Here is an 18,603-nt window from a genome sequence, read left to right on the forward strand (position 1 = left end):
GCACTCAGCCGACTTTGACGGCCACCGTCACCTTCTCGGTTTTGGCGGGCAACTGGTCGGTGTCGACCGCCAGGATCTCGCCGCTGTCCTGGGTTCCGTTGGGCAGCGTCTTGGGCTTCAGCCGAAACGGCGGAGTGTCCGACGCCAGCCCACTCAGCCCGAAGTCGCTGTCGTTGGCCAGCAGCAGCGTCTTTCCACCATCGCGGGTGGCTACACCCTCGATCTTGTCGTGCCCGAAGAAGTCGCCCTTGGGCGACAGCGAGCGAAGCATCGCGGAGACATCCAGCTGCAAAGTCTTTGTGGCTGCGGTGATTCCGGCGCCCTTGAGCCTGGCCAGCGCTTCGGCATCGGTACCGACGCCCACCAGGTTCTCGATCGGCATCTTGTTGATCAGCAGGCCGCCCGCGGCCGCGTCGTAAGTCGCGCCCGGCACGGTCGAGTTCGGCCCCACGTCCGTGGCCGCGGAGATGTCGGCCACGTAGATCTTCGCGTTGCCGTCCGGCGGGTTCTTGCTGTTGCGCTCGTCCACCAGGAAAGTCGTCGCGCTGAGCGCGGTGATCTCGGAGATCCCGACCTTCGACTCCTGCGGGTTGGCAAGCGGGTAAATGTACTCGTGCATGATGTTGCGGTTCACCAGGTTGATGGTGACGATGCGGGTGATCGGGACCGCCTTTGCCGGGCCCGGTAGTCCCGGGGTCTGCAGCGCCGACTGCATGACGGCCACCAGCGTGTTGCCGTCCGGGGTGATCGTCAGACCCTCCAGGCCCTGGTTCGGGGCACGCAGCGAAAGCTCCCGCGGCAGCGTGTCGTCATAGGGCGAAAGACGTTCCAGCTCTTTGCCGTTGGAATCGAAATGGACGATGTAGGGGCCGTACTCGTCGGACACCCAGAAGTTCCCGTCGAGCGTCGCGACCAGTCCCTCGGGGTCTATGCCGTAGTCCGCGGGCGGCAGTGGCGCACCGTTGAGGTCCACCATCGTTTCACCGGGAACGGCGTGCGGGTCCAGCAGCCCTTCCAGCGGATGACCGTCCGGCCCCTGCAGCATGATGGTCCGCTGCACCGTGGCCACCCCGTCGGCGAGTTTGAGTTTCGCGATGTGCGGGTGATATTCGGGAACCGGAAAAACGATCTCGTTCGGTGTGCGCCCTTCGACGTTGGGGCCGCGGTCGGTGAGCCCGTAGATCTCGTCGCTGCTGCCGGGCACCGGGGCGATGCCGGATCCGTGGGCGCTGGCTTGGATGTCGATGCCACCCATGGTGGCCAGGGGCAGTTGGTTCTCCGAATAGAGCTTGACGGCCCGACTGACGGTGACGGGCAGTTCGTCGTTGCCCTTGAAGCCGGCGTCGGGGGTGTAGACGACCGTCCCGTTGATTCCGTAGCTGATCTTGCCGTGCGCGGGCTTGCCGAACGCGACCGGAGTGATGCCGCCGGTGGCGGCCAGCATCCGGTCCGGGGTGATGTTGAGTGGCTTACCGGCCGCCGCGCTGAACTCGGCCTTGCCCGAGGCCGTCGGCAGGGAAGGCTTGGCGCTCGACGCGCAGCCCGCGACGGTGACCAGCACCGTGGCGAACACGGCGAGCGTTCTCATCGTGTGTTTCATCCGCGTGTGTGCCATTTGCATTGTTTAGCAAGCCAAGTTGACGTGCCGGTGTACACCCGCCGAGCGCCGTTAATGCTTCTTGTCCCTGACCTTGTACGTCGACGGCCACGATTTTCGCGACTCGTCGCCGGTCAACGGGGTTCCCATGCCACCGACCTTCACGTTGTAGGCCTCCTTGCCCGGTCCGACCTCCCGGTTGGCATGCTCCTGAGCCAGGTAGTACAGCTCGTCGATGGTGGCCTCGTCGTAGGCCACGAACGAGGTCTCTCGCGCCACGTCGTCGATCCCGGCCAGCATCCGGTCCGGCAGGAATCGCGACGCCAGGGCCGCGGCGCCGAGCAGCGAGAACGGGACGACCCAGTAGCAGACGAACGACAGCGGGGTCTTGGTGTCCAGGATCGTCGCGTTACCCTGCACGATCGGCGGAATCGCCGACGAGATGGTCATCCCGGCGAAGGCGCCCACCCAGATCCAGGTCAGCACCGTGGTGATCCGTCTGAACAACTCCGTGTTGACGATGTCGGGGGGTTGCTCGGCCGCGGCGAACTCACGCACGAACGGCTTGCCGATCAGCACACCGACCAGCGCCACCAGGAAAATCCCCAGGTTGCTCAGCGGCTGAATCCAGCGCGCCATGAACTCGTCGGACAGCGCGAAGGTCAGCACGGCCAGCAGCACAAACGTTGCGACAGCCCCGATTTCGAGGGTGTGCCCGGGTTTGTCGGTGGTGCGGCCGACGGCGAACACCGCGATGGCCATCAGCAGCGCGATCGATACGGCCGTGGCGAACGGGACGTTACCGACCAGCACCCAGTACACAATCCACGGCGCAAAGCCAAAAAGCATGCCCACGAAGGGTCAGTGTATGGCCGTGTGCTGTAGCGCCGTGGCGCGGGCGCTCAGTACTGCCGGTAGCGGCGGGCCACGTGCTCCTGCCGGATCTCGATCTGCGCGGCGCGTTGCTCGGCGCTCACCGTTGCGGTGCCCGACGGCAGCCGGCCCCGCAGGCCGGTCAGCGCAACCTTGTGCACCGCTGTCGTCGGCATCCGCTCCGGTGGCCTGGGGTAGGTCCAGCGCACCGTGAGGAACCCCGTGCGGTGACCCACGGTGTCCAGCCAGTTCGGCACCCCCGGATCGCGGTGCGCGACCACGTAGCGCCGCACGCCGTCGGGGTCCACCACAGTCTGGAAGCCGTTGAGGCTGCTCACGTGGTTGGCGTAGTCCAGTGACTCGCCCCAGACATTGGACAGGTGAAAGCCCAGATAGGCAGGTTCGACGGGCACGCTGACCTCGATCAGCAGGGCTTCGTCCTCGTCGAGCTCGAAGACACCCCCCGAGTAGACGTTGGTGCTCTGGCCGCCGCCGGACGCGAGATTGGCCGCTGCGGGTTCGTTGAGTGCGTTGTGCGGCATGAAGGTGAGGCCGTCGCCGTTCTTGTCACCGTTGGACTCCAGCACGATGTCGTAGAACTCGTTCCAGAACCGCATCTGGTGCTCGACGAGTTCGCCGACCCGCTGCACCGCGGCGGCCGTGCCCGCGGGGTCGACGGGCGACGGTTGTCTACCGCGCAATCCGATCTGCACGATGCGCAGCTCGGGTGACACTTCGTTGGCCCAATCACCGAACAGTGACCGCACGATCAGATACTGGGCCGTGTCCTTACCGTCCTTGGCCGTGGCGATGAAATTGCCGGTGTGATCGGCGGGGCGCTCTGGCGCGCAAAGGATTTCGAAGCGCCCGTCCGGATCCACCGCCAGGTCGGTGCTGTCCAGCAGGCCGGTCACCACCCGTCCGCCGGGCGCGAGTTCCATCAGGCTGCCGGTGTCCCCCGCGTAGCTGCTGTGTGCTTCGAAGACGACGTACTGCGGCGCCACTGGGCCGTTCGCCCGGCTGCCGCCGCCCCAGTGCCGGTGGTCGGCGACGCGGCCGGTTATCCGGTAGCTCGCGGCGCCGTCGATCCGCGCCGACAGGTACAACGCGTCGGCGTTGTCGATGGTGGCCTTGTCCTGCGGCTGGATGGCGCGCCGGAAATATGGGAAGTCCGGGTCTTCGAGACAGGCGCGCTCAATCGAGCTGAACAGGAAACCGAGGAGGTATCGATGACCTTCGGCCAACCCCTGCTCGGTCGGTGGTGGCGCATGCAACGCCGGCGAATCGATGTAGTCGCGGGCGCGGTTGAGCGCGTCGATCAGGTCCGTCCAGGCCGCGCGCAGCGTGTGCCCGGTCTGCTCAGTTGACATGTGCCCTGCCTTCTTCCTCTGCTTCCCAGCCGAATTCGTCGAAGAGCGGGGCCAGGCGCGTCCTGATGCCGGCTGCGTCCAGACCGAATTCGCCCAGACTGTAGCGGTGTGCCGTCTCGTGGCCGCGCCGGCGCCCGGCGGCCTCGAATTCGGCGGCGGCCTCGGGCCCCAGATGCAGCCCCAGTTCGTCGTAGACGCGCCGCATCGTCGCGGTGGGAGCCGCTACCAGTTCGCGGTAGTCCACTACGGCCGAGCGCACCTCGGGATGCCTGGCCAGCACGTCCAGCGGATGGGTGTAGGAGTGGATGGACTGGTCGGCGAGCACCCGTAGTGACTGCTCGATGAGCCGTTCATCGCGGCCACGCAGGCGCCACTCGGTCTGCATCATCTTCAACAGGCTGGGAATGGTCTCGTACGGATTGCGCATCGGGACAACGAATCTCGCGTCGGGAAATGCTTCGATCAGGGCCTCAACCCGACCGCAGAAGGTGGGATTCTTGCTCAGGTGCGTACCGCCACCGTTCAGCACGAGTTGGCGGCGCACACATTCGCGGTAGAACGCCATGAGGCGGCGGCGCTTGCGCGCGGGCCATCGATCCAGGTGGTAGAAGTCCAGCTCGCCCATGTAGGGGAACATCACGATCCAGAAACCGGAATTCAGCGACCAGGTCAGGAAGAAGTCATCTTCCTCCGGGACGAAGAAACCCGTTTTGTGCATATCGTCGGTCTCGGAGAACAGCTTTTCCTCCGCGGCGTCAAGCCGGCGGCGCAGCGGTTTACCGAGCCTGGCATCGATGCGCAGGATCAGGCGCAGCAACCGTTTCTGCAGCAGCGACGGGAAGAACAGCTCGTACATCAACGCGTAGCTGAATTGCGGGTCGGCGGCCATCAACCGGTGCAGGTAGGTGGTGCCGCTGCGCGCGTGGCCGACGCTGAACGTGGGAGCCCGAACCTCCACGCGCCGTAGCGACGGGAACAGGACCGGGTCGAGCGCGAAGCAGAGCGCGTGCAATGCCGCGATCGTCGGCATGGCGACCATGAAGGCCAGATACCGCTTGCGGGGGGTGGCGGGATCATCACGCAGTAGCCGCAGCATGGTGGCGAAATTGGACCAGTCGAAGTAGAAGCGCGATCCATACATGAAATTCCCTCACCCGCATCACCTTTAGCGGGGAGCGTATGCCCGGGTATTTGACATTGTCAAATAGTTTCGCAGTGGAGTTCACCGCGGAAGGGTCAGTCGATCGGCGTCACCGTGGTATCGGCAAGAAAGCGGGCCAGCAGCCGGTCGAACTCGCGGAGGTCGGCGGCCGACCACTGCGCGAGAGCTCGCTGCAGGTGTGCACGGCGCACCTCCTGCAGGGCGCGCGCGGCCCGCTCTCCGGCGGCGGTGGCCTCCACCATCGTCTTGCGCGCATCTGCCAGGTCCGACTGCCGGGCGACCATCCCGTCGTCCTGCAGGCTCTGCACCCGGCGGGCGGCCATACCGAGATCCATGTGTGCCAGGCGGGCGAGTTGACCCATCGGCAGCGGACCCTCGTCGGCCACCACCCGTAGCAGGACATACGACGGCTGCGACAGCTCTACCGCCGCGGCGGCGGCCTGGCGCTTGAACATCGCCCGGCTACCGCTCAGGCGCATGATCCTCGACATCGTCGCACTGATCGAATCCAGCGTGTCGCGTTTGGTGGCCACCCGGCCACTTTACTTGACATAGTCAAGCATGATCATCCCGAAGGCCGCTGCGCCCACGGGCTTTTGAAAAGCGACCCGCTACCGCGAGTAGATGCAGTGCGCCGAGCCGCCGACCGGCTGCTCGGCCACCACGTGGCCGCCGATCGTGATGCGGCAGCCGGGACTGGTCGTGCCCGACCCGACAACCACCACCTGGAAGAGGGTGACGTCAGGGCCGGCCTGGATGGTCCGGCTCCAGGGCAAGGGCGCGTTGTAGACGCGGTCGATCGCCGGATCGGTGTCGATCGTGGTGGCGGTGCCCGTCCCCAGCGCCTCGAAGATCACGGTGCTCGAGTCGGCGTACGCCGGCGGAGCGACCAGTCCGGACAGTGCGGTGACTGCCAGTGCCGAGAAAGCGGCTCGGGTGACACGCTTCATTTGCTCAGACCCCTCAGATTCGCATGGGTAATAGTCCGCCACCTGTCACCGACCCCACGCGTTACGAGCTGGCGTTCCCTTTTCGATGGGTTCATCGTTACCCGAGGTGACGCAAATTCAAACCTCTGGCGGGAAGCCAGTATGCGAAGGGTCTACGCCACCGACACGATGCGGGCGACGACCTTGCCGCCGCGACTGACCTCGATGGTCTGTCCTGCCGCGACCCGGTCGATGTAGCGTCCAGCGCGGTTTCGCAGTTCGTCGAGTTCGATCGGGCGGCCCGCATCCGCCGGAACCCCTGCCGCTACAGCCAATTCGCCGGCCGCCACTATCCGCGCCAGTATCCGACCGCCGCGGACCACGTACAGCGTCTCCCCCGCGGCTACCCGGTCGAAGCACCGTCCGGCACGCGTCCGCAGTTCGTCCAGTCCGACCCAACCCGGTTCCGCGGGGTCGACCGACCGCGCCGGAATCGGCGCCACCCGCCAGTCGCCCACCGGTTCGATCCGCGCCACCAGCTTGCCGCGCCGGACGACGTCGAGCGCCTCGCCCCCGGCGACCCGCTCGAGGTATGTGCAGGCGTCACTCCGGAGTTGGCCCAGGCCAATCACTTCCGGCATCTCGCTCCGATCTTCGCGCGCGACCGACACGGCCGTAGGTCACCCATCCATTATATGACTGTACGTGCGGTCAGTGTCAACGCGGCGACAACATGCCCTGCCAGCCGTCGTCCCCGGTCCTGGTGGAGTTCTCGACGGCGTACCTGACCCCGTCGGGCCCGACCAGTTCACCCCGCTGTGGGCTGTAGACGGCCACCGGCGGTTCGTTCCCGGTGTAGACGCAGGGGTTGGGCTGCTGACCGTTGCACACCACGGTTCCCGAATTCGGCCGTGACAGCGGGTCGCTGACCGGCGGGGGGGTTCCGGGCACCCGGTCGGCTGGGGCCGGGTTCATACCGTTGTTGATCGACGGCGCGGGTACCACCTGTCCGGGCTTGACCGGCTGGTCGCAGCGGGCCGCGGCTGCCGGGCACGTCAGGATCTGGTTCGGGTCGCCGTACCAGGGGTTGGTGCCCATCGGCTCATAGGGTTTCGAGTCGCGGCACTCGCGCGGTGTAGCGGCGCGTTTACCCGGCACATCGACACAGGGCAGGTTGCGCGCCCCGCGCACGGCGTTGGCGGGGGTGTCCTGCGGGATTTTGCAATACGTTCCGGACGGCATCGGCGCCAGGCTGGTGTCCGCCGGTGACCGCCACTGCGGCGCGGGCAGGAATCCCGTCAGACAGGGCGGCGGCTGATTGATGGTCAAATGCGTTCCGAGAGAGGCGAAGCCGGGAAATGCCGACGTCACCGTCTGCCCCTCGGACGCGCCCTGCGGGTAGGCGACCAGTAGCTGCTCCACCCCCTTGTGGTAACGCTTGAGCATTTCCAGCACGATCTCGAGATTCGCCAGTGTCTGCGGCAGTGATTCGCGCACGTCGTTGAACACCGCGTTGACCAGATCGGTGGTCGGTGTTGCCTGGTTCAGGATGCTTCGCACGTGCGGGTCGTTTTCCGCCGCCTGCGCGGCCAGCGTGTCCAGGTTGTGGGACCAGCGCCCGATCGCGTCACCCGACTCGACCTGGCTGTCGATCACGGGGCCGGAGTTCTGGATGATGTCGTCGATCTCGGTGAGATTGGCTTTGAAATCGCCCGCGATGGCCTGGGTCGCATCGACGAGTCGCTGTAGCGCGGGGCCCAATCCACCTACGGCTTGCGCTGTTTCGTCGAGTATCGCCGGGATCTTGCCGGCGGGAAGGGCGGCCAGCCCGCGGTTGGCCGCATCCAGAGCCGGCCCGATCTCAGAGGGCACGGTGCCTTTGGTGATGGTCTGCCCCGGTGAAAAATATCTGCCCGGATTACCCGACGACACCAGGTCCAGATACTGCTCGCCGACCGCCGACATGGAACGTACGTTCGCCGACGCGTCGACGGGAATCTTGAAGCGGTCGGCGACACTCATCCTCACCAGCGCGCCGTTCTCGGTGGGCTCGACGGAGGTGACCGTGCCGATGGTCTCCCCGCGATAGGTCACATTGGCCGTCTTGTACAGACCACCGGAGGTGGGCAGGGTGGCGTTCAGCGTGTACTGGCCGATGCCTGCCGCGGTGGGGATCCGTAAGTAGTACCAGCCCAACGCAACTGCGGTCACCAGACTCAACAGGGTGAACAAGAATATCTGGCGCCAGATGAAGCGGGTCAGCATTGCCGGTCCGCCCTTTCGACCAGCGGGCCGCCCGGAGCGTCATTGGGGTTCGGCGTGTACCGGACGTCGGGGATCATCGTCTCCGGGTCACGGCCCCAGGATTGCTCGAGTGCGCGCAGCGCTCCGGAGAAACCCGTCCCGGTGAGGACCGCGTTGTCGACGGCGCTCATGGTGAGGTCGAGGGTGAGCGACAGATTGTAGTAATCACCGCGGAACGCCTTGGGCACGGAGTCGACGTCGAACGGCCGGACCAGCATCAGCTTGAGCGCCTTGATCAGATACGGTGCGGCACGGCCGAACTCCCGCAACGGACACTGCAGTGCCACCAGATCCTGGTGCAGATCGCCCCGCGACGGAGACAGGTACTGGTCGGCAACCTCGCCGAGCCGCCCCACTGAGTCCACCGCATTGATCAGCAGGTTCTGCTTGTCCGCGAAATGCTGGAGCAGCGGCGGGAATTCAGTGAACACTCGGTCCAGCACGTCCGAGCGATGACCGACGTAGGTCAACAGCCGGTCGCTGGAGTCGATCGCCCTGGTGATGTCGTCGCGTTGCTCATTGAGTCGGGCGGTGAAGGTGTCGAGCTTGCCCAGGAAGGCCCTGATCTCGTTGGCCCGGCCATGCAAGATGTCGTAGACCTCGTTCTGCAACACCTCCACGTTCGGCACGCCGCCCCCGCGCAAGATCATCGCGAGACTTGCCAGCGTCTGCTCGGTGGTCGGATAGGTCGACGAATTCTTCAGTGGGATAGTGTCTCCCGGGCGCAGCGGCTCGGGAGATGGATCCGGTGGCGCGGCCAGCTCGATGTGCTGTGAGCCCAGCAGGCTGGTCTGCCCGATCTTGGCGGTGGCGTTCCGGGGTAGTTTGACGCCCTTGTCCAGGCGGAGCGTCAGGGTGGCGACCCAGTTCTTCAATTGGATCGAGCGAACCGTGCCGACGAACACATCGGCGACCCGGATCCGGCTGTTGGTGTTGAGCGCCAGCGTGTCGGCCATCTGCACGTAGACGGTGTAGGAGCCCGACCCCGATCCCGGACCCCCGGGCATCGGAATATTGGCCACCCCACGCCAATCCGCGCACGACACCAGCGCCAGCGTCGTCAGGAACAGGACCAGCCCCTGGCGGATGCGGACTTTCACGAGCCCGCCCCGCCCGCTACGGCCGCCTCCGCGGGCAGCGGCGGACCGGGAAGCGTGACCGGTCCGGGCACCACCCCCGGCCCCGGTGGCGGCGGCGGGATCGGCACCTGCGCCTGCAGGCCGATCGGCGGCAGCACCGGGTACTCGTCGTAGGCGTTCGGCGGACCCGGCGGGGTCTGCAGCCCGGACTGCGGGGGTGCGATGTCGGTGCCGCCCATCAGTTCCGCCAGCGACTCCGGGGTCAGCAGGCCCGCCGTGATCGGCCCCACCTGGGCACCCTGCATGCCCGGCGCGACCACCCAGCCGGGGTGGGTGTTGCGGTGCGACAGCGGGGTGTCGGGCACCCAGATCCCGGGCACCGTGGTGTCTTTGTAACCGTTCGGCGGCTGCAGACGCGGCTCGGAGTAGGCGACCTCCTTGGGCAGCGTCTCGGCCGTGCTGAACAGGTTCAGCCCCACCGGGAGATAGTTGAACTTGATCGCGTCGAGCACCGGCGCCAGGTACTGCGCGCACAGTTCGGCCGAGTCCTGGTAGCCCAGTCGGCTGCCGGCCTGAATCATGCTGCACATGAACTGCATCGGGTTGGCGAAGTTCGGGATAGCCGGGATCGACATGACCGCTCCGTGTGACGGGTGGTAGATCTGGCTGAGGTTGGTTTCCAGCGTCGGCAGCACGTGCAACGCGGTTTCCAATCCGTTCAGCGGCTCGGGTTGAACCAGCGTGGTGGTCAGGGTGGCCAGGTTTCCGACGTCCTGGGCGAGCACCTCACGGTTCTCGGTCAGGAACGGGCGCAGCGTGGCGAGCAGGCCGTCGAACTGCTGAATGGCGTCGGCCAGCGCGCGGTCGGAACTGGTTAGTTTGTCGGTGAATTGGGCCAGGTTGGTGTTCAGCGCGACGAACTGCTTGTCGTCCTTATGCAGGGCGTTGACGAACCGCGCCAGGCTGTGCACCACCGCGAAGAAGTCACCACGACCTTCGTTGAGGGCGGTGAGCGCCCGAGACAGGCTGTCCAGTGTCGTGTTGAACTGCTTGCCCTTACCGGCCAATCCATCGGCGAAGGACTCGATCAGGTCACCGAACGGACCCTTGGGCTGCTCGGGTGTCGGACCCAGCTTGTCGATGATGTTGGCGACGCTGGCGCGCAGCTCATCCCACTCGGTCGGCACCTGTGTGCGCTCGATGGGAATCACCGCGTGATCGGCCATCACCGGGCCGCCCTTGTAGGGCGGCTCGAGCTGAATACTGCGGGATGCCACCAGTGTCGGGTTCACGATGACCGCGGACGCGTTGGCGGGCACCTTGTACTTGTTGGCGTAGTGAAACGTCACCTTCATCTTGTCGCCGGCCGGCTCGATGGAGTCGATGGAACCGACACGGACGCCCATGATCTGGACCTTGTCGCCGGAGTACAACGCGATCGCCGCGGGCAGGTAGGCGACCACGGTGTTGTTGCTCATCTTCTGGTAGAACTGCCACCCGACGAACGCGGCGACCAAGCCTACGATCACGGCCAGCGTGGCGATGACGTTCCGCGGCCGCGGCTTGCGAAAAGTGAAACCGTTGCTCAACTCTGGCCTCCCGTCGTGCCTTCGGTGCGCGCCCCGGGCGGCGCGTTGGGCGGCAGCGGCACCGGAGTGCCGGGCACGTCCGGCGGGGCCTCGCCCGGCCGCCCGGCGATCGGGATTCCCGGTGTCGGGGGCAGCCCGTTCGGGTTCGGCGGCGAGGCCTGCACGTCGAGCGGGGCCGGGAAACTGCCGCCGAACGGGCCGACGTCAACGCTGGCGCAGGGCAATGGATTCCACGGGCGCGGCAGCGCGTCCGGTGCCGGCGTGTACGAGCACGCCGATCCCGGCGGGACGGCCGGACCCGGATGCTCCGGGGTACCTTCGAGCACCTGCGGCGCGGGTGGTGGTGCGCCATTGGGGAACCGGGTGCCGTTGGGATCGGGGAAGCGGAAGGCGGGCAGTCCGGTACTGCGCCAGAACTCTTCCGGGTCCAGACCGCGCTCCTTGAACGCGGCATCGACGAACGGCTGCAGCATCCAGTACGGAAGCAGGTTGGACAGGACGATCTTGAAATACGGCCCCGACGCGACGGACTCGCCCAGCGATGCCGCGAATGAGCTTACGAAAGTCAGAGTTTGAGCCAGGTCGTCTTTACGCTGGACCAGCACGTCGGTGAGGGTGTGCAACTGCTCCAGCGCCACATTCAAGTTCGGGTTGTCGTTGATGAACCCCTTGATCTGAGCCGCAACACCCGAAATGTTCCGCAGCAGAGCGTCGATGGCCCGGCCGCGTTCGTTGAACGCGACGAGCAGCGCCTTGGCGTTGACCAGCAACCGGTTGATCTGCTCGCTGCGGTCCCCGAGAACGCTGGCCACCTTGTTGGCCTGCGCGAGCAGATGTTTGATCTCGTCATCGCGCTTGCCGATGGTGTCGGAGAACCTGGCCACGCCGTCGAGCGCGGCGCTGATGTGCGGGTAGGTCTGATCGATGGTCTCAGACAGCACATTCAGCGATTGCTTGACGGTGTCGATGTCCCATCCCGTTGCAGCCCTGACGATGTCGAAGTTCGCGTCGTAAAGCTGGTAGGGCGTGGTGCTCTGGCCCAGCGGGAGCACGCCCCCGGGCCGCAGGACTTTCGTCCCCCGGGGCTCGATCTCGAGCACCTTCTTACCCAGGATGGTGTCGGTCTTGATTGCCAACCGGCTTTCGGTGCCGATGGTGTTGGCGCCGATGGAGAACTTGATCAGGACGTGGTCGCCCTCGACGTCGATGCTCTCCACTTTGCCGACATTGACACCGGTGATGCGCACCTTGTCGTTCTTGTTCAACTGACCCGATTCGGTGAATTGCCCGTAGTAGGCCGGGGCGGCGAACATCATTGGGACGCTGGTGAAACTCTGGCCGACCAGGACGACGAGCACCAGCACCGTGATGCCCATCAGCCCTACCCGGTTGCGGTTGAACTCGGTGAGTGTCCTCATTGGGGCGTGCACCTGCCGGTGGGCTGCTTCCAGATCCGCACCGTGCGAACCGGGCCGCCGCCCTGCAAGCCGTTCCACCGGATCGAGAGGTCGCAGACATAGAAGTTCACCCAGTCGCCGTAGAGACCGATGCTGCGTCCGATCAGGTTGAGCGCGGTGGGGGTCTTGTGGATGAGGTCGCTGAGCTGGTCGCGCTGATCGATGAGCGGCTGTTGGAAGGCCTGCAGGTAGTTGATCTCCTTGTGCAACAACGCGCGATTGTCCGCGAGCAACTCGGACACGGTGCCGGCGACGTTGCTGATGTTGGCCAGGCCCGCGGCCAGCGGGTCGGCGTGGTTGCTCAGACCGGTGATCAACCTTTCGAAGTTGTCCACCGTTTCGTCGAACTCCTGGCGGTGCCGGACGGTGGTGTCCAGGACGATGTTGAGGTTCTTGACCACCTCACCAATCGCCTGGTCGCGTTCGGCGATGTGCGAGGTCAGCTGTGCCGTCTGGTCGAGGATGTCGTTGATGGTTCCGCCTTGACCCTGAAAGACGGTGACGATGGCCGAGGCGATGGTGTTGACTTTGTCCGGTTCCAGAGCCTTGAACAGCGGCTTGAATCCACCGATCAGGGCGTCGAGGTCCAGGGCCGGTGAAGTCCGGGACAGCGGGATCAATCCGCCCGCCGGCAGTATCTGGTCTGCGCCGTCACCCATGCCTCGTTTGAGCTCGACGAAACGATTCCCGAGCAGGTCGAGGTAGCGGATCTGCGCGGTGGTCGACTGGTACAGCTGGATCGAGCGGTCGATGGCGAAGTCGACCCGCACCCGGTTGCCACCGTCGATCAGGTTTACCGATTTGACCTTGCCGATCTCCACTCCGGAGGCGCGCACGAACTGGCCGTCCTTCAGGCCGCTGCCGTTGGCGAACTCCGCGGAGTAGGTGTTGGTGCTGGTGAAACGCATCTGTGCGAACACCACGACGATCGACACGACGATCAGGAAGAGCACCAGCGAGACGATGCCGAGTTTGATTGCGCTACCGGTGATTTTCATGGGTTGATCGTGTTGTCCCCGACTTGGCGGCCCCATACGTACTCGAGTGCGTATGGCGAACCGGTGTCCACGTGGTTGTACGGTGCGAGACTGGCGCCGGTGTCAACCACCAGGCTCGGCGCCGGCCAGAAGTCATGGTTGATCGGCTGCCAGCAGCCCGGCGCGCCACCCGGCCCACCACGGGCGTTCACCCGCGGAAGATTCTCCGGATAGGTGTAGGGATTCGGCGCGCCACCGACCAACCCGGCCACACCCAGCAGTCCCTGCGAGAGCACTGCGCCGGTCAGCCCCGGCAGGGTCAGGATGCCGCCCAAACCGGACGTCAATTCGGTCATCGTCTTCAGTGCGTACCCGTTGCCGCCGCCTGTCGTCTCATACGCCGCCGGCTCGGCGTCGTGGTAATTCCTTATCGTGCAGAAGATTTCGGGACTGTATGTGTCGAACAGCTGGGCGGTGGGGAGCAGGTCCGAGATGCCGCGCTGCAGGTAGGGCCCACCGCGCTCGAAGATCTCTGCACCGGTGTTCCCCATGCCGGCGGCAGCCAACAGCGCGGAATCCAGTTCGGCTTCCTGCCCGTGTAGCGTGCGCGCGGTGACCACCGCGTGATTCAGCGCGTCCAACAGATCCGGCGCGGCGTTGTTGTAGGTGTCGGCCAGGGCGGCGAGCTGTTGAATGTCGTGACGCACCTGCGGCATTCGAGGGTTGATGTCGTCAAGGATGGCGTTGGCGTTGATGATCGACTGCCCGACCTTGTCCCCCAACCCGGTCAGGGCCTGTGCGGCCGCGGACAGCGTGAGGTTCAGCTTGACCGGGTCGACCTTCTCCGCGATCGCGGTGAGAGTCTCGAACAGTGTATTGAACTCGGTCGTCACCGACCGCGCATCGATTTCCTGCGTTGATGAAATCCGCTGCGATGTCGGATTTTTCGGCGACGTGAGGGAGACGAATTTATTGCCGAAGACGGTGGTGGCCTTGATGTTGGCCTCCACGTTGGCCGGGATCAGCCTGATGGACTCCGGATTGACTTCCATAGAGAACTTGGCCACCGGCACGCCGTCGCGCTGGATCTCCGAAATGTTGGTGACACGACCGATTTCCACGCCGTTGTAGGTGACCTTCGATCCCGGGTCCATCACCAGGCCGGCCCGAGGGGCCACCATCGTCAAGGGAGTCTTCGGCGTCAGCTTGCCCCGGAACTGGAACCAGACGAACCCCAGCACCACCGAGAAGACCACCAGGAACGCCACCGCCGCCGTCTTATAGGGCGGGATGCGTGGCGGATTCTCCTTCACCGGCATGGTCATATCGGCTACACCGTGAGGTTGAAGTTCGGGTTTTTGCCGTAGACCGCCATCGCGGTCAGCACCACCACGACGACGATCGTGATCAGCGACAGCCGCATCGACCGGCCCACCGCCTCACCGACGCCGACCGGCCCGCCGTGGGCGGTGTAGCCGTAGTAGGAGTGAGTCGTCATCACGACCACCGCGACCAGGATCACCTCGGCGAACGACCAACCCACGTCGTTGAGGCGCAGGAAGGTGTGGAAGTAATGGTTGTAGGTGCCAGCGGACTGCCCGTACAAGAAAACGGTGGTGACCTGCGTGGACACGAAGGCCATGGTGATGCCCAACGCGTACAGCGGCACGATCACGATCAGGCCCGCCACCACCCGGGTGGACGCCAGGTAAGCGACCGACCTGACACTCATCACTTCCAGCGCGTCGATCTCTTCGCTGATGCGCATGGCGCCCAGTTCGGCGGTGGCGCCGGCGCCAACGGTGGCTGCCAGTGCCTGACCCGCGGCCACCGGCGCCACGAACCGGACATTGACCATCGCGGCCAGGAAACCGGTGAAGGCCTCGACACCGATATTCCCCAGCGACGCGTAGCCCTGGATGGCGACCAACGAACCCGCGGAGAGGGTGATGAACCCGACGATGGCGGCCGTGCCGCCGGCCACGGCCATCGCGCCGGTGCCCATCCCCATCTGGGCGACCATCCGCACCAGCTCCTTGGGGTAGCGGCGCAGGGCGAACGGGATCTGGGCGACGGCGGTCACCGCGAACCAGACCATCTGGCCGAGCTCCAGCAGCACCTTGGCCGGCACTTCCCCGTAGCGACCGAGGTTTGCTCGGGGCCTCCTGAGATATGTTGCGGCGGTGGCCATATCAGCGCCCCGTTCCGAATCGGACGCCGATCGTGGTCAGTGCCGCGTTGACCGCGAACAGCGCGATGAAACACAACACGACCGTCTCGTTGACGGCCGTGCCCAGGCCCTTGGACCCGCCGCGGACGATCAGGCCGCGGTAGCAGCCGACCAACCCCGCGATCAGCCCGAAGGTCGCGGCCTTGATGTTCGCGATCACCACTTCGGGCAGGCCGGTGAGGGCGGTCAGGGTGGACAGATAAGCACCGCTGGAGACGTTCTGCAGGTACACGCTGAACAGGTAGCCGCCGCCCAGTCCGACGGCGATCACCAAGCCGTTGAGCAGCACGGCGACGATCGTCGATGCGACGACGCGGGGGAGCACCAGTCGGTGGATGGGGTCGATGCCGAGCACCTCGAGCGCGTCGATCTCCTCACGGATGGTGCGCGCGCCGAGGTCGGCGCAGATGGCCGTGCCCCCGGCGCCCGCGACCACCAGCACCGTCACGATCGGCCCCAGTTGAGTGACCGCGCCGATCCCCGCGCCGGCCCCGGAGACGTCGGCCGCACCGAACTCGGCCAGCAGGACATTGAGGGTGAAGATGAGCAGCACGGTTTCGGGGATCGACACCGCGATGGTGGGTAGCAGTGACACCCGCATCAGGAACCAGCCGATCCAGATGAACTCGCGCCACTCGAACGGCCGTTTCAGGGCTTTGGCGGTCAGCACGCACATCCGGAAGAACCCGCCGGCCACTTCGGTGCCCGGCCGGATCTTGTTGCCCACCCGGCCGGCGATGGTGTGTGAGGCGGTCATCGGCATGGACTCCAGGCGGCGACCGGCGGGTTGGCGTCGTGATACCTAATTCGGTTGCGGGACAGCATTTCTCGACTCCCGGTAGGGCGGTGCATAGCAGCGGTTGCACCGTTCGGGCGCAGTACATGGTCGGGTTGACCGGCAGTCCCGGTCCCCACCCTTCGGCTCCATGCCGCCCGCGATTGCGCCACGGCGCAACTATGGCATTAGACCGTACGTGCAGTCAACAGATTGCAAAATCTCGATGCTGCGCCGGATGCTGCTTGCTTCGGCGCGGACCTCCCACCGCTGGCGTTTACCGGCTCTGAGCTGGGAATTTACGCTACTTCGATGTTCACCGGGTGCAGTGACGTCGCGGCGGTGCGGTCTTCGGTACGGCGCGTCAGACTATACGTACAGTCAGCATCCATTTGAACGGCTGGTCGCGACCAATTCTCCACGCGGCGAGCAGGATTCGGTTTGTTTCCGGTCAGTGCGAGCCGGCGGTGACCGCGCTGAGACACTCGCGCACCACCGAGATGACGTCCGACGATGGACTGGCCCATTTGTTCAGCCCCAGCCGGTCCAACAGCAGTCCGCCGAGGAATACGTCCACGAATGCGGCGCCCACTCGTTCGGGGGTCCGGGAGTCGTTGGGGTCGAACCACACCCACATCCACTCGAGCGATCCCCAGAGCTGTAGTGCCGCGAGATCGACGTCGACACTTCGGAATACGCCGCACTCCACCCCGTTGCGGATCTCATCGATGGTGAGTGCCTGCAATTGGTGGCGCAATTTGCGCACCTGCTGCATTGCCGGATCGTCCGCCAACTGCACCACTTCCCGCTGGCTCGCCACCGTCGCGTCGCGCGCCATCACCTGCAGCAGTGCGGACGTGAAAATGATGGCGGCGATGCGCTCGTGCGGGGCAGCCACCCGATCCCACACCATCCGCAACACGTCGAGCTGGTTTGCCAGATGGGCTTCGGTCAGCTCCCGGAGCATCTGCGCCTTGGTGCCGAAGTGGTGAACGATGGTGCCCTTGGACATTCCCAACTCATCGGCAATATCACCGATATTTGTTCTCTCATAACCACGTTCGGCGACGTAGCGGACAAACGCGTCGAGAATCTCGCTACGTCTGCCAGGTGATCTGGGCATTTGACACCTTCGGCGTAGACTAACCGTACGAACGGTCTATCATAACCATCGCCGCCTGAACATCCCCCCACGACATCCGCGTCATCCTCGGCGCAAGCACCAGCCGGCGCACACCCACACGCCGGCCGCGACGAGTTCCGGGTCGGAACTCGGGATTTACAAAGCCTGCAACGGCCTGCTGCGGCTGGTCGTGTCCGGAGCGGTGACAACGTACATGTTCGCACCGGGAGCCGCCTTGATCTCCCGGCGGTGTACATCGTCATGAGTTCGCGGCCATCGCTGTCGGCGATGCACACATAGGTGTCGGTCTCAGGGTCGTAGTCGAAGCTGTCCCAAGCCAACAGGAACGCCAAGCAGTTGCCGTCGCGATCTGCGACCACGAGCTTGTGCGCGCCAGACTTCTTGAGTAGCTCCGCATCCTGCGTGCGCCGCTGAGAGACCCCGTTATTGTGCATCGGTACGCTGTTCAACATCTCTGTGCTCCCTTAGCGAGGTTGTCTCCGTCACGCCGGGGCACTGCCACAAATCCCGACCTGGCGGTGTGTCGGACATTACCCCGCAATACCGGCCGCTACCAGGGCATTAAGGCCCCTGTCAAGGGGTCGTTGGTTGCTACATCGGCACAGGATGATCACGACGTCTGACGCGACCTATTTATCGTCCTCGTCCTCGTCGTCCTCGTCCTCGTCGTCGTCCTCGTCGTCATCGTCCTCGTCGTCATCATCGTCACCGTCTTCGTTGTCATCGTCTTCTTCGCCGTCGTCCTTTTCGTCCTCGCCGTCCTTCTCGTCCTCGCCGTCCTTTTCGTCCTCGTCGTCTTCGCCGATGTCCCCGGACTCCCTGGCCTCGTCCAGCTTGTCTGCGTACTTCTTCAACAGCCCGGCGAGTTGACGCGCCTCTTCAGGTTCCAGTGCATCTTCGAACAGCCGATCGTCGTCCTCAGAGATGCGCTCCAGGTAAACCGCGTTGTGTTCGATACCGACATCCCAACGGCCGCCCTCTTGATGACCCATTCGATGCCCTTCCTGATAGTGGACGGATTCACGACGCGGCACGCCCGCGCTGGCAACGTGATTACCCACTTCTGCAGCCGCGCAGTCACTGACTGCACAAGGCGCCGATCCTGCTCCCAGGGCGG

General features: G+C 65.1%; 17 protein-coding genes. All 17 read right to left on the minus strand.

All coding sequences use genetic code 11. The features are described from left to right. Positions 1-4: 4 nt before the first annotated feature. Positions 5-1,588, minus strand: a complete 1,584-nt coding sequence (locus AO501_RS15170) for an esterase-like activity of phytase family protein (RefSeq protein ID WP_055578528.1) — start codon at positions 1,586-1,588, stop codon at positions 5-7. Positions 1,589-1,669: 81 nt separating this feature from the next. Continuing rightward, positions 1,670-2,452, minus strand: a complete 783-nt coding sequence (locus AO501_RS15175) for a hypothetical protein (protein ID WP_055578504.1) — start codon at positions 2,450-2,452, stop codon at positions 1,670-1,672. 47 nt (positions 2,453-2,499) lie between these two features. Next, entirely contained in the window at positions 2,500-3,840 is a 1,341-nt protein-coding gene (locus AO501_RS15180) for a hypothetical protein (protein ID WP_055578505.1), read from the minus strand. Beyond that, on the minus strand, positions 3,830-4,981 hold the full coding sequence (locus AO501_RS15185) for a sulfotransferase family protein (RefSeq protein WP_055578506.1): 1,152 nt from the start codon (positions 4,979-4,981) through the stop codon (positions 3,830-3,832). The genes AO501_RS15180 and AO501_RS15185 overlap by 11 nt, the downstream gene beginning before the upstream one ends. A 95-nt stretch (positions 4,982-5,076) precedes the next feature. Then, positions 5,077-5,535, minus strand: coding sequence for a MarR family winged helix-turn-helix transcriptional regulator (locus AO501_RS15190; protein WP_231752500.1), 459 nt, complete (start codon positions 5,533-5,535; stop codon positions 5,077-5,079). A 78-nt stretch (positions 5,536-5,613) separates the two neighbouring features. Then, on the minus strand, positions 5,614-5,952 hold the full coding sequence (locus tag AO501_RS15195) for an MmpS family transport accessory protein (RefSeq protein WP_055578507.1): 339 nt from the start codon (positions 5,950-5,952) through the stop codon (positions 5,614-5,616). A 152-nt stretch (positions 5,953-6,104) separates the two neighbouring features. Continuing rightward, complete coding sequence (locus AO501_RS15200; RefSeq protein ID WP_055578508.1) at positions 6,105-6,572, minus strand: type II toxin-antitoxin system prevent-host-death family antitoxin; 468 nt, start codon at positions 6,570-6,572, stop codon at positions 6,105-6,107. Positions 6,573-6,648: 76 nt separating this feature from the next. After that, entirely contained in the window at positions 6,649-8,196 is a 1,548-nt protein-coding gene (locus AO501_RS15205) for an MCE family protein (protein WP_055578509.1), read from the minus strand. After that, entirely contained in the window at positions 8,190-9,335 is a 1,146-nt protein-coding gene (locus AO501_RS15210) for a virulence factor Mce family protein (protein WP_055578510.1), read from the minus strand. Before AO501_RS15210 ends, AO501_RS15205 begins: the two co-directional genes overlap by 7 nt. Further along, positions 9,332-10,903: a virulence factor Mce family protein gene (locus AO501_RS15215; protein ID WP_055578511.1), complete on the minus strand. Its 1,572-nt coding sequence runs from the start codon at positions 10,901-10,903 to the stop codon at positions 9,332-9,334. The genes AO501_RS15210 and AO501_RS15215 overlap by 4 nt, the downstream gene beginning before the upstream one ends. Further along, a complete protein-coding gene (locus tag AO501_RS15220; protein WP_082658641.1) occupies positions 10,900-12,321 on the minus strand; it encodes a virulence factor Mce family protein in 1,422 nt (473 codons plus the stop codon). The genes AO501_RS15215 and AO501_RS15220 overlap by 4 nt, the downstream gene beginning before the upstream one ends. After that, the gene (locus AO501_RS15225; RefSeq protein WP_055578512.1) at positions 12,318-13,358 is read right to left on the minus strand and encodes a virulence factor Mce family protein; all 1,041 of its coding nucleotides are present in this window, start codon (positions 13,356-13,358) and stop codon (positions 12,318-12,320) included. The genes AO501_RS15220 and AO501_RS15225 overlap by 4 nt, the downstream gene beginning before the upstream one ends. Then, positions 13,355-14,662: an MCE family protein gene (locus tag AO501_RS15230; protein WP_055578513.1), complete on the minus strand. Its 1,308-nt coding sequence runs from the start codon at positions 14,660-14,662 to the stop codon at positions 13,355-13,357. The genes AO501_RS15225 and AO501_RS15230 overlap by 4 nt, the downstream gene beginning before the upstream one ends. 5 nt (positions 14,663-14,667) lie before the next feature. Further along, on the minus strand, positions 14,668-15,528 hold the full coding sequence (locus AO501_RS15235; RefSeq protein WP_055578514.1) for an ABC transporter permease: 861 nt from the start codon (positions 15,526-15,528) through the stop codon (positions 14,668-14,670). Position 15,529: 1 nt separating this feature from the next. Beyond that, positions 15,530-16,324 carry an MlaE family ABC transporter permease gene (locus AO501_RS15240; RefSeq protein ID WP_055578530.1) on the minus strand — a complete coding sequence of 265 codons (795 nt, stop codon included), beginning with the start codon at positions 16,322-16,324 and terminating at the stop codon, positions 15,530-15,532. 469 nt (positions 16,325-16,793) lie between these two features. After that, positions 16,794-17,465: a TetR/AcrR family transcriptional regulator gene (locus tag AO501_RS15245; protein ID WP_055578515.1), complete on the minus strand. Its 672-nt coding sequence runs from the start codon at positions 17,463-17,465 to the stop codon at positions 16,794-16,796. Positions 17,466-18,115: 650 nt separating this feature from the next. Further along, on the minus strand, positions 18,116-18,478 hold the full coding sequence (locus AO501_RS38060; RefSeq protein ID WP_055578516.1) for a hypothetical protein: 363 nt from the start codon (positions 18,476-18,478) through the stop codon (positions 18,116-18,118). Between the last annotated feature and the right edge of the window lie 125 nt (positions 18,479-18,603).

Source organism: Mycobacterium gordonae (assembly GCF_001417955.2).
GTDB lineage: Bacteria > Actinomycetota > Actinomycetes > Mycobacteriales > Mycobacteriaceae > Mycobacterium > Mycobacterium gordonae_B.